This is a genomic window from Commensalibacter communis (assembly GCF_947179105.1).
Lineage (GTDB): Bacteria > Pseudomonadota > Alphaproteobacteria > Acetobacterales > Acetobacteraceae > Commensalibacter > Commensalibacter communis.
Genome location: NZ_CAMXCK010000001.1, coordinates 175409 through 189578, shown reverse-complemented (window position 1 = coordinate 189578; position 14170 = coordinate 175409). Strand labels below are relative to the sequence as shown.

The 14170-nt window shown below is 41.3% G+C and carries 20 protein-coding genes; all 20 read right to left on the bottom strand.

Annotated features, from left to right (window positions below; all coding sequences use genetic code 11):
- Window positions 1-8: 8 nt before the first annotated feature.
- On the bottom strand, window positions 9-407 hold the full coding sequence (gene rpsH / locus PQG52_RS00950) for a 30S ribosomal protein S8 (RefSeq protein ID WP_271789334.1): 399 nt from the start codon (window positions 405-407) through the stop codon (window positions 9-11).
- 10 nt (window positions 408-417) lie between these two features.
- Window positions 418-723, bottom strand: coding sequence for a 30S ribosomal protein S14 (gene rpsN, locus PQG52_RS00945; RefSeq protein WP_271789335.1), 306 nt, complete (start codon window positions 721-723; stop codon window positions 418-420).
- A 105-nt stretch (window positions 724-828) separates the two neighbouring features.
- Window positions 829-1398: a 50S ribosomal protein L5 gene (rplE, locus tag PQG52_RS00940; RefSeq protein WP_271789336.1), complete on the bottom strand. Its 570-nt coding sequence runs from the start codon at window positions 1396-1398 to the stop codon at window positions 829-831.
- Between the two features lie 11 nt (window positions 1399-1409).
- The gene (rplX, locus tag PQG52_RS00935) at window positions 1410-1730 is read right to left on the bottom strand and encodes a 50S ribosomal protein L24 (RefSeq protein ID WP_271827485.1); all 321 of its coding nucleotides are present in this window, start codon (window positions 1728-1730) and stop codon (window positions 1410-1412) included.
- Window positions 1730-2098 carry a 50S ribosomal protein L14 gene (gene rplN / locus PQG52_RS00930; protein ID WP_034335786.1) on the bottom strand — a complete coding sequence of 123 codons (369 nt, stop codon included), beginning with the start codon at window positions 2096-2098 and terminating at the stop codon, window positions 1730-1732. Before rplN ends, rplX begins: the two co-directional genes overlap by 1 nt.
- 13 nt (window positions 2099-2111) lie before the next feature.
- Window positions 2112-2390, bottom strand: a complete 279-nt coding sequence (rpsQ, locus tag PQG52_RS00925; protein WP_271789338.1) for a 30S ribosomal protein S17 — start codon at window positions 2388-2390, stop codon at window positions 2112-2114.
- 14 nt (window positions 2391-2404) lie between these two features.
- Window positions 2405-2641, bottom strand: a complete 237-nt coding sequence (gene rpmC, locus PQG52_RS00920) for a 50S ribosomal protein L29 (protein WP_271789339.1) — start codon at window positions 2639-2641, stop codon at window positions 2405-2407.
- 2 nt (window positions 2642-2643) lie between these two features.
- Entirely contained in the window at window positions 2644-3060 is a 417-nt protein-coding gene (rplP, locus tag PQG52_RS00915) for a 50S ribosomal protein L16 (protein ID WP_008853162.1), read from the bottom strand.
- 60 nt (window positions 3061-3120) lie between these two features.
- Complete coding sequence (gene rpsC, locus PQG52_RS00910) at window positions 3121-3798, bottom strand: 30S ribosomal protein S3 (protein WP_271789340.1); 678 nt, start codon at window positions 3796-3798, stop codon at window positions 3121-3123.
- Window positions 3799-3800: 2 nt separating this feature from the next.
- Window positions 3801-4196, bottom strand: a complete 396-nt coding sequence (rplV, locus tag PQG52_RS00905) for a 50S ribosomal protein L22 (protein WP_271827484.1) — start codon at window positions 4194-4196, stop codon at window positions 3801-3803.
- 2 nt (window positions 4197-4198) lie between these two features.
- Complete coding sequence (gene rpsS, locus PQG52_RS00900; RefSeq protein ID WP_271827483.1) at window positions 4199-4477, bottom strand: 30S ribosomal protein S19; 279 nt, start codon at window positions 4475-4477, stop codon at window positions 4199-4201.
- A gap of 15 nt (window positions 4478-4492) precedes the next feature.
- Window positions 4493-5323, bottom strand: a complete 831-nt coding sequence (gene rplB, locus PQG52_RS00895; RefSeq protein WP_271827481.1) for a 50S ribosomal protein L2 — start codon at window positions 5321-5323, stop codon at window positions 4493-4495.
- 17 nt (window positions 5324-5340) lie between these two features.
- The gene (locus tag PQG52_RS00890) at window positions 5341-5637 is read right to left on the bottom strand and encodes a 50S ribosomal protein L23 (RefSeq protein WP_271789535.1); all 297 of its coding nucleotides are present in this window, start codon (window positions 5635-5637) and stop codon (window positions 5341-5343) included.
- A 35-nt stretch (window positions 5638-5672) separates the two neighbouring features.
- On the bottom strand, window positions 5673-6287 hold the full coding sequence (rplD, locus tag PQG52_RS00885; RefSeq protein WP_271801017.1) for a 50S ribosomal protein L4: 615 nt from the start codon (window positions 6285-6287) through the stop codon (window positions 5673-5675).
- Window positions 6288-6292: 5 nt separating this feature from the next.
- Window positions 6293-6982: a 50S ribosomal protein L3 gene (gene rplC / locus PQG52_RS00880; RefSeq protein ID WP_271827480.1), complete on the bottom strand. Its 690-nt coding sequence runs from the start codon at window positions 6980-6982 to the stop codon at window positions 6293-6295.
- Window positions 6983-6992: 10 nt separating this feature from the next.
- A complete protein-coding gene (gene rpsJ / locus PQG52_RS00875) occupies window positions 6993-7301 on the bottom strand; it encodes a 30S ribosomal protein S10 (RefSeq protein ID WP_040363643.1) in 309 nt (102 codons plus the stop codon).
- Window positions 7302-7407: 106 nt separating this feature from the next.
- A complete protein-coding gene (gene tuf / locus PQG52_RS00870; protein ID WP_271827479.1) occupies window positions 7408-8598 on the bottom strand; it encodes an elongation factor Tu in 1191 nt (396 codons plus the stop codon).
- A 66-nt stretch (window positions 8599-8664) separates the two neighbouring features.
- Entirely contained in the window at window positions 8665-9141 is a 477-nt protein-coding gene (gene rpsG / locus PQG52_RS00865; RefSeq protein ID WP_271789347.1) for a 30S ribosomal protein S7, read from the bottom strand.
- A gap of 14 nt (window positions 9142-9155) precedes the next feature.
- The gene (gene rpsL / locus PQG52_RS00860) at window positions 9156-9527 is read right to left on the bottom strand and encodes a 30S ribosomal protein S12 (protein WP_003621118.1); all 372 of its coding nucleotides are present in this window, start codon (window positions 9525-9527) and stop codon (window positions 9156-9158) included.
- A 384-nt stretch (window positions 9528-9911) separates the two neighbouring features.
- Window positions 9912-14159, bottom strand: a complete 4248-nt coding sequence (rpoC, locus tag PQG52_RS00855) for a DNA-directed RNA polymerase subunit beta' (RefSeq protein WP_271827478.1) — start codon at window positions 14157-14159, stop codon at window positions 9912-9914.
- Window positions 14160-14170: the final 11 nt, after the last annotated feature.

Below are 14170 nucleotides of genomic sequence, written 5' to 3'. Positions count from 1 at the left end.
AATTCCCCTTAGAATACACGACAAAGAACTTCGCCACCAACATTAGCAGCGCGCGCTTCAACATCAGACAAAACACCACAAGGTGTTGAAAGGATGGATACACCGAGCCCCGCATAAACGCGTGGAAGTTCTTTAATCTTTGAGTATACACGACGACCAGGTTTAGAAACTCTTTGAATTTCTTTAATAACGGGTTCGCCATCAGAATATTTCAGTTCAATGCGAAGCTGATTAATACCTTTACGCAATTCTTCTTTTTTATAACCGCGAATATAACCTTCACGTTTTAAAGCTTCTAAAACATTGACTCTTAAGTTAGAAGCAGGAGCTACACAAAATGTATGACGAGCAGATTGCGCATTACGAATACGGGTGAGCATATCACCTAATGGATCAGATAATGACATCTACAGCCCCTTACCAACTTGACTTAACCATACCGGGGATCTGCCCAGTAGACGCTAATTCACGCAATGCGATACGGCAAAGCTCAAATTTACGATAATTACCACGAGAACGTCCTGTTAATTTACAACGCAAACGGACTCTGACACGAGAACCATTACGAGGTAATTGTGCCAATTTTAAAGAAGCATCAAAACGATCTTCAACAGGCAACGCTCTATCCATAACAATATTTTTTAATGCAATGCGCTTTTCTTTGTCACGTGCAGACATACTAGCACGCTTCGCATTGCGATAGATGGCGGAAGTTTTTGCCATGTTTTATTTTACCCTCCGGAACTTGTCGAAAAATTCGACCGTTTTCCAAAAATAAATAGATTTGCAAGGCAACTTACATTGCCTTGCAGCGAAAAGAAACTAAACTTACCCAACGAAAGGTAAAGAAAACGCCTTTAATAAAGCTTTAGCTTCTTCATTTGTTTTAGCTGAAGTAACAAAAATGATATCCATACCACGCACATCGTCTACTTTATCGTAAACGATTTCGGGGAATACGATTTGTTCCTTCAAACCCATTGCAAAGTTACCATTGCCATCAAAACCTTTATTCGCAGGTAATCCTCTAAAATCACGAACCCTAGGTAAAGCGATCGTCACTAAACGGTCTAAAAACTCATACATACGGCGGCTACGTAACGTAACCTTACAACCAATTGGCAGACCAGCACGAATTTTAAAACCAGCAATGGCTTTCTTACTTAACGTTTTAACTGCTTTTTGACCAGCAATCAAGGTCATTTCTTCTGTTGCGTTATCTAATTTCTTTTGATCGCCAACAGCTTCGCCAACACCCATGTTCAAAACGATTTTTTCAAGACGGGGAATTTGCATTTCATTTTTGTACGAAAACTGTTCACGTAGATTCTTACGCAGCTCGTTTTTATAGAGTGTATAAAGTCGGGCTTCAGATGCAGTTTGAATATTTTCTGACATTCCTCTCTCTCCTAACTTTCAATCACTTCGCCAGTAGCTTTGGCGATACGAACTTTACGACCATCTTCAAGAACCCTAAAACCAACGCGTGTTGGTTTGCCAGATTTTGGATCAACAAGTTTCAAATTAGACAAATGAACAGGTTTTTCACGTTCAATGATTCCACCTTGTTCACCCATACGGCTAGGTTTTTTGTGGTGTTTTGCAACAGCTACACCACGAACAACAGCTTTATCTCCTGTTGGGTTAACAGAAAGAACTTCACCTTTAACCCCTTTATAAGGGCCGGTGATCACAATAACTTGATCACCTTTTTTTATACGTGCAGCCATTATAGAACCTCCGGAGCTAAGGAGATAATTTTCATAAACTTACGAGCACGTAATTCTCTGACCACTGGCCCAAAAATACGCGTTCCAATAGGTTCACTTTGTTTATTAATCAACACAGCTGCATTCTTATCAAAACGAATAGATGTGCCATCAGCACGACGTACAGGATAACTTGTACGAACGATAACAGCTTGATGAACTTCACCTTTCTTTACCTTGCCACGAGGAATAGCCTCTTTGACAGATACGACAATCACGTCGCCGACCGAAGCGGTCTTCCGCTTTGAACCGCCCAGCACCTTAATGCACTGCACCTCTCTTGCGCCTGAATTATCAGCCACGGTAAGGTTGGTCTCGGGATGGATCATGTCTTAGCCCCCCTTAAACTTTAACGCTGGATACTGATGTTGCTGCCTCAAGAGGAGCCCCATTACGAGTAGTCACAGCCCATGATTTTCTTTTAGATATTGGAGGAGATTCGATGATACGAACCATATCCCCAATTTTACATTCATTTAATTCATCATGCGCCGCATATTTTTTAGAACGACGAATGAATTTTTTATAAAGCGGATGCATAACACGACGAACAACCAGTACTGTCACTGTTTTGTCCATTTTGTCGCTTGTCACCCGACCAGTCAGAACGCGCCTTGGCATTGCCCACGAACTCCTTAGGACTTGCTGGTGGATGCAGCTGCACCCACGGCGTTTTTGTTTAATTCACCCATGATGGTTTTGATACGCGCAATATCACGACGAATCACACCAACACGGCTGACACCTTCATTTTGACCTGTCGCACGTTGGAAACGCAAGTTGAATTGTTCACGTCGAAGATCAACTAACAACGTTTTTAATTCATCAATAGTTTTGGCGCGCAGATCAGCTGGCTTATAAGCCTTTGCCATTCTTAAGCCTCCCCTATGCGGGTTATGAATTTTGTTTTAATCGGCAACTTAGCAGCGCCAAGCGTCAATGCTTCTTTAGCAATCTCAGGTGAAACACCTTCAATTTCAAACAAAATACGACCAGGTTTAACACGAGCAACCCAAAATTCAGGAGATCCTTTACCAGATCCCATACGAACTTCAGCAGGCTTGCTTGACACAGGAAGGTCAGGGAATACACGAATCCATACGCGTCCCATACGCTTCATAGCACGAGTAATCGCACGACGTGAAGCTTCAATTTGACGTGCAGTAATACGTTCGGGTTGCAGAGCTTTTAGACCGTAAGTACCAAAATTCAACTCTGTCCCACCCTTCGCATTACCATGGATACGACCTTTATGAGCTTTGCGGAATTTAGTCCGCCGCGGAGATAGCATTATTTAATATCCTCATGCGTTGTAATAGTCTCTTATAACTATTAAACTCCAAAAAATCAATTACCGTTGTGGAACTTGATCAGCTGCACGGCGATCTTGTGCTAATGGATCATGAGCCATAATTTCGCCCTTAAAGATCCAAACCTTCACACCACACTTACCATAAGTAGTTTGTGCTGCTGCAACACCATAATCAATATCTGCTCTTAATGTATGCAAAGGCACACGTCCTTCACGATACCATTCAACACGAGCAATTTCAGCACCACCCAAACGACCACTACAATTGATACGAATACCTTGTGCACCCAGACGCATAGCTGATTGAACAGCACGTTTCATAGCACGACGGAAAGCAACACGTCTTTCTAATTGTTGTGCGATGTTCTCTGCAACAAGTGTCGCATCAATCTCAGGCTTGCGAATTTCAACAATATTTAATGCAACATCTGCATTAGCCATTGCTGCTAACTCTTTACGCAAACCATCAATATCTTGACCTTTTTTGCCAATAACAATACCAGGTCGTGCAGCATAAATGGTCACACGAGGTTTTTTAGCAGGACGTTCAATCACGACACGTGAAACGCCAGCACCAGCGAGCTTTTTGCGCAAAAAATCGCGAAGTTTGAAATCTTCAAATAGCAATCTGGTATAATCTTGATCTGCATACCAACGACTATCCCAAGTGCGGTTAATACCTAGACGCAAACCAATTGGATTAACTTTTTGACCCATTATTATGCTGCCTTTCCTTCATCGTTGTCTTCACGTTCTGCAACCACGATCTTTATATGGCTAAAGAATTTTTCAATTTGTGCTGAACGTCCACGACCTCTTGCATGAAAACGACGCATAACCATAGCTTTACCAACCTCAGCTCTAGACACAACCAAACGGTCAACATCAAGCTGATGGTTATTCTCAGCATTCGCAATCGCGCTTTCAAGTATTATTTTTACTTGCTGAGCAATTCTACGCTTTGAAAAAGTTAACTTCGCTAACGCTTGAGACACAGGTTCGTTACGAATCAAACCTGCAACTAAATTCAATTTACGTGGACTAGTTCTGATATTACGACCAACTGCTTGAGCTTCGTTTTCAGAAAGTGCACGTGGATGCTTTGGTTTACTCATAACTAGCCCCGCTTTGCTTTCTTATCTGCAGCATGCCCATTGTAAGTACGTGTAGGAGAAAATTCACCGAATTTATGACCTACCATATTTTCACTTACTTGCACTGGCAGAAATTTGTGACCATTATAAACACCGAAAACCAAACCAACGAATTGTGGTAAAATGGTTGAACGGCGTGACCAAATTTTAATCACATCATTACGACCAGAAGCACGAGCTGCCTCAGCTTTTTTTAATAAATACCCGTCTACAAACGGGCCTTTCCAGACGGATCTTGCCATCTTTTATTCGCCCCTTTATTTACCTGTCTTACGACGACGGATAATCAAGCTATCCGTACGTTTATTGACTCTAGTTTTATAGCCTTTTGTTGGTTTACCCCAAGGAGTAACTGGATGACGACCACCTGAAGTACGACCTTCACCACCACCATGTGGATGGTCAACAGGGTTCATCACGACACCACGGTTATGAGGACGACGTCCTTTCCAACGGGTACGACCAGCTTTACCAAAATGTTGGTTCATATTATCTGGATTTGATACTGCACCAACAGTTGCCATACATTCACCACGAACTAAACGCAATTCATTTGATTGCAATTTAATTTGTGCATAACCAGCGTCTTTACCAACCAATTGCGCATATGTACCAGCAGAACGAACTAGTTTACCACCAGCACCTTCTTTAAGTTCAATATTATGAACAATTGTTCCGACAGGAATAGCAGCCAAAGGCATTGCGTTTCCTGGTTTTACGTCTACACGTCGACCAGCAACAACAACATCACCAACTTTTAAACGTTGTGGAGCTAAAATATAAGACAACTCACCGTCTTCATACTTAATCAAAGCAATGAAGGCTGTGCGGTTTGGATCATATTCCAAACGTTCAACGGTTGCAGGCATATCAAACTTACGACGTTTGAAATCAACGTAACGATAAGATTGTTTATGACCACCACCAATAAAACGAGAGGTAATACGACCATTGTTGTTACGACCACCAGTTTTATTCTTACCTTCAGTAAGCGTTTTAACTGGCTTTCCTTTCCAAAGCTCCTTACGATCAATTAAAATCGTTCCACGAAGACTTGGAGTAACTGGATTAAAATGCTTTAATGCCATTAATTCCTACCTTACGCTTAAGACAGCTTGGTGGTCAAATCAATTGATTGACCTTCGGCAAGCTGAACAAACGCTTTTTTAATATCAGAACGACGCCCTAAACGACCTTTGAATCTCTTAGTTTTACCCTTTAATACAAGAGTATTGACACCCAATACTTTAACACCAAACAAAGTTTCGATTGCTACTTTGATTTGTGTTTTTGTTGCATTTGGAGCCACTTTAAAAGCAACTTGATTTTTTTCAGATAGCATCGTTGCTTTTTCAGTAATCAAAGGCGCACGAATGATATTAAACATCGCTTCGCGAGACATTGTTTCCGCTTTGCGACGAAGAGCTAGAATATTTGTCATACTAAGCGCTCCTTCAACCCATCAACTGCAGCACGAGTAATAGCTAGAACATCATGATTCAAAATATCATAAACGTTAGCACCAATCGTAGGAAGAATATCTACAGAATGGATATTTCTTACTGCGTGACCAAAATTTTCATCAACAGCTGTATCCACAATCAATGCAGAATTCCAACCTAACACTTTTAGTTTTGCAGCCAATTCAGCGGTTTTAGCAACACCATTAGCTTGATCAATTATGACCAATTTTCCTTCTGACAATTTCTGTGATAAAGCAGAAATTAATCCAAGTCTTCTTACTTGCTTAGGTAGACTATATCCGTGGTCACGAACAACTGGACCATGAACAACACCACCAGTACGGAAATGTGGGCCACGTAAAGAACCTTGACGTGCGTTACCAGTACCTTTTTGACGGAATGGCTTTTTGGTAGTTCCAGAAACTTCACCACGTCCTTTAGCTTTATGCGTACCAGCACGGCGTTTTGCAAGCTGCCAATGAACAACTCTCGCCATGATATCTGCACGAGGTTGAACTTCGAATAACTCAGCAGGAAGCGTGATATTACCAGCACTTCCATTATCGAGGGTTTTGATTTCTACATCCATTTCCCTCAACCTTTCTCTGCTACCGTTGCTAATGCAGCAGGAAATGGTGCATCCGCATGACGGGCTTTCTTGATCGCATCACGTACGAGGACAAAGCCATTCTTTGCACCAGGCACTGAACCTTTAATCATGATCAAATTTTTCTCAACATCTACAGCAGCGACTTCTAAATTTTGAGTGGTAACTCTTTCATCACCCAAATGCCCTGCCATCTTCTTATTTTTAAAAGTTTTACCAGGATCTTGACGATTACCTGTAGAACCATGTGAACGGTGACTCACTGAAACACCGTGGGTTGCTTCCAAACCACGGAAATTCCAACGTTTCATCGCACCAGCGAAACCTTTACCTTTGCTGGTTCCGGTTACGTCAACTTTTTGACCTTCAACAAAATGTGCAGCGGTCAATGCTGATCCTGATTCAAGTAACGCATCTTCAGAAACTCTAAACTCAACAAGCTTCTGTTTTGGCTCAACTTTTGCTCGTGCAAAGTGACCCCGGTTTGGCTGACTAACGTTCTTTACTTTAGCCTTACCAATACCTAATTGAACAGCTGTATAGCCGTCACGGTCTTGTGTACGAGTATCTACTACTTGCACTTCATCTAAGTGCAAAACAGTGACTGGCACATGTGTGCCGTCCTCTTTAAATAGTCGGGTCATCCCCAACTTTTTTGCGATCAATCCTGTACGCATCGTCTGGACCTTATAGCTTTATCTCGACATCCACGCCAGCGGCGAGGTCAAGTTTCATGAGAGCATCCACGGTCTGCGGGTTAGGCTCAACAATATCTAACAAACGTCGATGAGTTCTAATTTCGAACTGTTCACGACTCTTCTTATCGATATGAGGAGAACGGTTAACTGTAAACCGTTCAATATGCGTTGGTAAAGGAATTGGTCCTCTTACCTGCGCCCCCGTACGCTTCGCTGTATTTACAATTTCTTTGGTGCTGTTGTCAAGCACTCTGTAATCGTAAGCTTTGAGGCGAATACGGATATTTTGGCTTTCCATCTTCTATTTGCCTAATCATAATAACGGATCTAAAAAGCCGATCCTATATAGCAACAAGATTCCCAGCCAGAAAACTGACTGAGAATCCAAACTTAAGAGCTAGAAATTATTCTGTGATTTTAGCAACCACACCAGCTCCAACAGTACGCCCACCTTCACGAATAGCGAAGCGTAGACCTTCATCCATAGCAATTGGTGCAATCAATTCAACATCCATTGCAGCATTATCACCAGGCATTACCATTTCAATGCCTTCTGGTAAATGCACAACACCTGTTACGTCTGTTGTACGGAAGTAGAATTGTGGACGATAATTTGTAAAGAATGGAGTATGACGTCCACCTTCTTCTTTTGTAAGAATATAAGCCTCAGCTTTAAATTTGCTATGAGGTTTGATTGCGCCTGGTTTAGAAAGAACTTGACCACGTTCAACATCTTCACGTTTTGTTCCACGAAGAAGTGCACCAATATTATCCCCAGCTTCTCCACGATCAAGAAGTTTACGGAACATTTCAACACCAGTAACAGTTGTTTTAGTTGTAGGACGAATACCTACAATTTCAACTTCCTCACCAACATTCACTTCACCACGCTCTACACGACCGGTAACAACTGTACCACGACCTGAAATAGAAAATACATCTTCGATTGGCATCAAGAATGGACGATCAACTGGACGTTCTGGTTGAGGAATATATTCATCAACAGCGTTCATAAGATCTAGAACACGGTTTTTGCCTAATTCAACATCACCATCTTCAAGAGCTACTAATGCAGATCCTTTAATGATAGGAATATCATCACCAGGGAAATCATATGAAGAAAGAAGTTCACGGATTTCCATTTCAACCAATTCAAGAAGCTCTGGATCGTCAACTTGGTCACATTTATTCATAAATACAACCAATGCAGGAACGCCAACTTGACGTGCCAACAAGATATGTTCACGAGTTTGTGGCATTGGACCATCTGCTGCAGACACAACAAGAATAGCACCATCCATCTGTGCAGCACCAGTGATCATGTTTTTAACATAGTCAGCGTGACCTGGACAGTCAACGTGAGCATAGTGACGTTTGTCAGTTTGATATTCAACGTGTGCTGTTGAAATGGTAATACCACGAGCACGTTCTTCAGGTGCTTTATCAATCATATCATATGCAGTAAATTCTGCACCACCAACTTCTGCTAATACTTTTGTAATAGCAGCTGTTAATGAAGTTTTACCATGGTCAACGTGACCAATAGTACCAATATTACAGTGCGGTTTATTCCGCTCAAATTTAGCCTTTGCCATTCTCTCTCTCCGTTACTTGGACAGCCCAAGATTTTCGGTTAAAAGGTTAACCTAAACTCAGTTTACTTACCAGCGATAATGACTGAATGCTTTGTTTGCTTCAGCCATACGATGTGTATCTTCACGCTTTTTAACAGCAGATCCACGATTATTCACTGCATCCAACAATTCGTTAGATAGTCTTTCTTCCATGGTGTTTTCACCACGTTTACGAGACGAATCAATCAACCAACGAATAGCCAACGCCTGACGTCGATCTGCACGAACTTCTACAGGCACCTGATAAGTTGCACCACCTACACGGCGAGAGCGAACTTCAACAGCTGGCTTTACGTTATCTAATGCTTCATGAAACAAACGTACTGGATCTGCTTCTGCACCACCACGGGCACGTAATGTTTCCAATGCTCCGTAAACGATTTTTTCAGCGACAGATTTCTTTCCATCATACATCAACGCATTCATGAAACGCGTGATGACTACATCACCAAATTTTGGATCGGGAAGTATCTCACGCTTTACTGCGCGGTGTCGGCGACTCATGCCTATTATTCCTCTTATTTTGGACGTTTAGCACCATACAAAGAACGACGTTGACGTCGCTTTGCAATACCTTGTGTATCCAGGACACCACGTAAAATATGATAACGTACACCTGGTAAATCTTTAACACGCCCGCCGCGTATCAAGACCACACTATGTTCTTGCAAGTTATGACCTTCACCAGGAATATAACTCACCACCTCGTAACCATTTGTCAGACGTACCTTTGCAACTTTACGCAATGCTGAGTTCGGCTTCTTTGGTGTTGTTGTATAAACACGAGTACATACCCCTCGTTTTTGCGGACATCCCTGCAAAGCAGGAACCTTATTGCGCTTGGCAGCAGGTTCGCGGCCTTTAGCGATTAATTGGTTAATGGTCGGCATTCGCCTTTCCCGATCCTTACTATTTCTAGGTTAAGCAATTTAATATATATTAACTTAACGGTCATTTACAACACTCTTGTATCTAAACAAACGATAGATACTTCTTACTGAATACATCCAATATAAAAAAAAGCAAAGGATTTCTTTGAACTTTGTTTTCATAAAAATGTATTTAATTCAACGAACAATGATGCTTTATTTACCACCAAATCATAAATCTTGCAAGGTAAATTATTTACCTTCAGATGCAAGACTTAAAGACCTTGTTGGAAACAAAGCATTTTATTTCCGCCAAAAGACGAAAATAACCCGTATTTTAAATTGATCGGATAGATCAAGACCTACCCGATCAATATGAAATTAATAGAATCGTTTTCTTATAGCCTATTTTTCGGCCTCTGTCACGTCTTCCATTTCATTTTCTTGTGCAATATTTACATCTAAAGAATCTTTAGACTGAATTTGCATCCGAGCATCAGCCAATCTTTGTTTATCACGAGAATAAGCTAATGCTCTAAAGCGGTTCATCACGCTACCCGTTCCTGCAGGAACCAAGCGCCCGACGATAACGTTTTCCTTAAGACCCATCAATGTATCAACTTTACCAGCAGATGCTGCTTCAGTTAATACGCGAGTGGTTTCTTGGAAGGATGCCGCAGAAATAAATGATTTCGTTTGTAATGCGGCTTTAGTAATCCCCTGTAGTACAGGAGATGCCACAGCTGGACGTTCATTCGCATTCATCCTCTTGATATTTTCTTGTTCAAATTCAAGACGATCAATCGTTTCACCAACCAGATAGGTTGTATCACCAGGATCAGTAATTTCAACTTTTTGTAACATCTGACGAACAATCACTTCAATATGTTTATCGTTGATTTTCACCCCTTGAAGGCGATAAACACTTTGAATCTCGTCAATCAAATAATCTGAAAGAGCTTCAACACCCAGAACTTTCAAAATATCATGGGGAACACGTGGCCCATCGACCAACGGATCACCGCGACGAACAAAGTCACCTTCTTGCACAGAAATATGTTTACCTTTTGGAATCAGATATTCTGTTTCTTCACCAGTTTCTTCATTACGTACAACGATACGTCGCTTAGCTTTGTAATCCTTACCAAATTCAACGATACCATCATTTTCAGCAATAATAGCGTGGTCTTTTGGTCTGCGCGCTTCAAACAACTCTGCAACACGAGGCAAGCCCCCTGTAATATCACGAGTTTTTGAACCCTCACGAGGAATACGTGCCAACACATCACCAGCATTTACATCAACACCATTTTCTACAGATAACAAAGAATCTGGTGATAAGAAATAACGTGCATCATTGCCATTCGCAAGCTTCATGACCTCTCCGTTTGAATCTTTCAACTGGAGTCTTGGTCTTAAATCACGAGATTTGCTGGTTTGTTTGTAATCCACCACGACTTTAGAAGATAAGCCTGTGACTTCATCCATACGCTCAACCAGAGTAATACCTTCGATCAAGTCTTGATATTCAATTGTACCTGATTTTTCAGTAATAATTGGAAGGGTATATGGATCCCACTCTGCCATTTTCTGATTACGCGTGACCTTAGCTGCATTTTTAACCAGTAGTCTTGCACCATAAGGGATACGATAACGTGCGCGCTCAACTTTATTTTCATCTAATAAGACAATTTCGCAGTTTCTGGACATCACAATATCGAAACCTTGACTGTTTTGAACCACATTCAAGTTCAAGATTTTAATGCTGCCATCACGAGATGCTTCCACCATTGATTGTTCTGCCCCTCTTTGAGCAGCCCCACCAATATGGAACGTACGCATAGTCAACTGAGTTCCAGGCTCACCAATTGATTGAGCTGCAATAACACCCACAGCTTCACCAATATTTACTGGCGTTCCACGAGAAAGATCACGACCATAACAATACGCACACACGCCAACTTGACTGTCACAAGTTAAAACAGAGCGAATCATCACGCTTTCAACGCCAGCTTTCTCAATGGTTTCAGCTTCTGCCTCTTCAACCAAAGTATTACGCGGATACAAAATTTTACCTGATGCAGGATCAAGAACATCTGCAGCCAAAGTACGTCCTAAGATACGTTCAGACAGAGATGAAATCACTTCACCGCCATCCATCACAGCACGCACTGTCAAACCGCGTTCTGTTTCGCAATCTTGATCAATAATAATACAATCTTGCGCCACGTCCACCAAACGACGAGTCAAATATCCAGAGTTCGCAGTTTTCAAAGCCGTATCAGCAAGACCTTTACGGGCACCATGGGTAGACGTGAAGTAATCTAGAACGGACAAGCCTTCTTTAAAGTTTGCGATAATCGGTTGTTCGATGATCTCACCAGAAGGTTTTGCCATCAAACCACGCATACCAGCAAGCTGTTTCATCTGAGCCGGTGACCCACGAGCCCCTGAATGGCTCATCATCCACACAGAGTTGATACGCTGACCAGGTTCTACACGTGAAATCTCTTTCATCATTGCAGCCTGAACTTCGTCAGTACAACGTGACCAAGCATCCACAACTTTGTTGTAACGTTCACCAGCAGTAATCAAACCATCTTGATATTGTTGTTCGAACTCTTTGACTTCTTCTGTTGTTTTTGCAACCAATTCCTGTTTAGCATCAGGAATAATCATATCATCCTTACCAAACGAAATGCCTGCTTTCGCAGCATAAGCAAAACCAAGCCCCATCATACGATCAGCGAAAATAACACACTCTTTCTGACCACAATGACGATAAACCATATCAATAATATCAGAAATAGATTTCTTCGTTAATTGTTGATTAATCAAATCAAAAGCAATCGCTGGATGTTTAGGAAGAATCTGGGAGATCAACATACGACCAGCTGTTGTGATCACACGTTGAGTAATAGGATTCCCTTCTGCATCTTTAGTTTCATAACGAGTGCGAATTTTGTCATGCAACTTAATTGCTTTAGCTGATAAAGCATGTTCAATTTCGCCAATATTTGCAAATACTGGAGCACCTTCTTTGATCAAACGTCCTTCTGCATCATATTCTGCTTGATCTGGTGTCAATTTAAATTCAGGAATATCCAAACTTAAATAATAAAGTCCTAACACGATATCTTGTGAAGGCACAATAATCGGCTTACCACTTGCAGGACTTAAGATATTATTGGTAGACATCATCAAAACACGTGCTTCTAATTGAGCTTCAAGACTCAACGGCACATGCACAGCCATTTGGTCACCGTCAAAGTCAGCGTTGAATGCTGTACAAACCAACGGATGCAATTGAATAGCCTTGCCCTCAACCAATATAGGTTCAAAAGCTTGAATACCTAAACGATGCAATGTCGGCGCACGGTTCAACATCACTGGATGTTCGCGAATAACTTCTTCAATAATATCCCAAACTTCTGGACGTTCTTTTTCAACCATACGCTTCGCAGCTTTGATGGTTGTAGCATGTCCATATTTTTCAAGTTTCGAATAAATAAATGGTTTGAATAGCTCCAGAGCCATTTTCTTTGGCAAACCGCATTGATGCAATTTTAGTTCAGGACCCACAACAATAACGGAACGACCTGAATAATCGACACGTTTACCAAGCAAGTTCTGACGGAAACGACCTTGTTTCCCTTTGAGCATATCTGCCAAAGATTTTAATGGACGTTTATTTGCACCCGTAATTGCGCGCCCTCTGCGACCGTTATCAAATAGCGCATCCACAGATTCTTGTAACATTCGTTTTTCGTTACGAACGATGATATCTGGCGCACGAAGCTCCATTAATCGTTTCAAACGGTTATTACGGTTAATAACGCGACGATATAAATCATTCAAATCAGAAGTAGCAAAGCGACCACCATCTAACGGAACCAATGGTCTTAATTCCGGTGGGATCACTGGGACAACATTCATAATCATCCATTCTGGACGACAACCGCTTTCAGCAAATGCTTCTACTAATTTTAAACGTTTAACTAATTTCTTACGTTTAACTTCTGATGTTGTTTCTTTTAATTCAGCACGAAGATCAACCTTATCAACATCACAATCAATGTTAATCAAGATTTTTTTTACTGCTTCTGCACCGATACTGATTTCTACACCTTCATGCCCATATTCATCCATAGCATCAAGATATTGTTCTTCAGAAAGCAAGCTATATTGTTTTAAAGGAGAAGTTCCTGATTCTAAAACAACATAATTCTCAAAGTAAAGTACACGCTCAAGATCTTTTAACGTCATATCAACCATAAGGCCGATACGGCTTGGTAAAGATTTTAAGAACCAAATATGCGCAACGGGACTTGCTAGTTCAATATGCCCCATACGTTCACGGCGTACTTTGGCAAGCGTAACTTCAACACCACATTTTTCACAGACAATACCACGGAACTTCATCCGTTTATATTTTCCGCACAAACATTCATAATCTTTGATAGGCCCGAAAATGCGGGCACAGAATAGTCCATCTCGTTCTGGTTTAAATGTACGGTAATTAATGGTCTCTGGTTTTTTTACTTCACCATAAGACCATGACCGTATCTGCTCAGACGAGGCTAATTGAATTTTAATTTGATCAAACGTCATTGCTTGGCCTGATTGACCAAGAATTTTCATAAGTTCATTCATTCGCCATAAAC

Excerpts from the sequence above, each read along its gene's own strand:
- rpsH (WP_271789334.1), bottom strand. The coding sequence starts at position 407 with ATGTCATTATCTGATCCATTAGGTGATATGCTCACCCGTATTCGTAAT.
- rpsN (WP_271789335.1), bottom strand. The coding sequence starts at position 723 with ATGGCAAAAACTTCCGCCATCTATCGCAATGCGAAGCGTGCTAGTATG.
- rplE (WP_271789336.1), bottom strand. The coding sequence starts at position 1,398 with ATGTCAGAAAATATTCAAACTGCATCTGAAGCCCGACTTTATACACTC.
- rplX (WP_271827485.1), bottom strand. The coding sequence starts at position 1,730 with ATGGCTGCACGTATAAAAAAAGGTGATCAAGTTATTGTGATCACCGGC.
- rplN (WP_034335786.1), bottom strand. The coding sequence starts at position 2,098 with ATGATCCATCCCGAGACCAACCTTACCGTGGCTGATAATTCAGGCGCA.
- rpsQ (WP_271789338.1), bottom strand. The coding sequence starts at position 2,390 with ATGCCAAGGCGCGTTCTGACTGGTCGGGTGACAAGCGACAAAATGGAC.
- rpmC (WP_271789339.1), bottom strand. The coding sequence starts at position 2,641 with ATGGCAAAGGCTTATAAGCCAGCTGATCTGCGCGCCAAAACTATTGAT.
- rplP (WP_008853162.1), bottom strand. The coding sequence starts at position 3,060 with ATGCTATCTCCGCGGCGGACTAAATTCCGCAAAGCTCATAAAGGTCGT.
- rpsC (WP_271789340.1), bottom strand. The coding sequence starts at position 3,798 with ATGGGTCAAAAAGTTAATCCAATTGGTTTGCGTCTAGGTATTAACCGC.
- rplV (WP_271827484.1), bottom strand. The coding sequence starts at position 4,196 with ATGAGTAAACCAAAGCATCCACGTGCACTTTCTGAAAACGAAGCTCAA.
- rpsS (WP_271827483.1), bottom strand. The coding sequence starts at position 4,477 with ATGGCAAGATCCGTCTGGAAAGGCCCGTTTGTAGACGGGTATTTATTA.
- rplB (WP_271827481.1), bottom strand. The coding sequence starts at position 5,323 with ATGGCATTAAAGCATTTTAATCCAGTTACTCCAAGTCTTCGTGGAACG.
- PQG52_RS00890 (WP_271789535.1), bottom strand. The coding sequence starts at position 5,637 with ATGTCTCGCGAAGCGATGTTTAATATCATTCGTGCGCCTTTGATTACT.
- rplD (WP_271801017.1), bottom strand. The coding sequence starts at position 6,287 with ATGGATGTAGAAATCAAAACCCTCGATAATGGAAGTGCTGGTAATATC.
- rplC (WP_271827480.1), bottom strand. The coding sequence starts at position 6,982 with ATGCGTACAGGATTGATCGCAAAAAAGTTGGGGATGACCCGACTATTT.
- rpsJ (WP_040363643.1), bottom strand. The coding sequence starts at position 7,301 with ATGGAAAGCCAAAATATCCGTATTCGCCTCAAAGCTTACGATTACAGA.
- tuf (WP_271827479.1), bottom strand. The coding sequence starts at position 8,598 with ATGGCAAAGGCTAAATTTGAGCGGAATAAACCGCACTGTAATATTGGT.
- rpsG (WP_271789347.1), bottom strand. The coding sequence starts at position 9,141 with ATGAGTCGCCGACACCGCGCAGTAAAGCGTGAGATACTTCCCGATCCA.
- rpsL (WP_003621118.1), bottom strand. The coding sequence starts at position 9,527 with ATGCCGACCATTAACCAATTAATCGCTAAAGGCCGCGAACCTGCTGCC.
- rpoC (WP_271827478.1), bottom strand. The coding sequence starts at position 14,159 with ATGAATGAACTTATGAAAATTCTTGGTCAATCAGGCCAAGCAATGACG.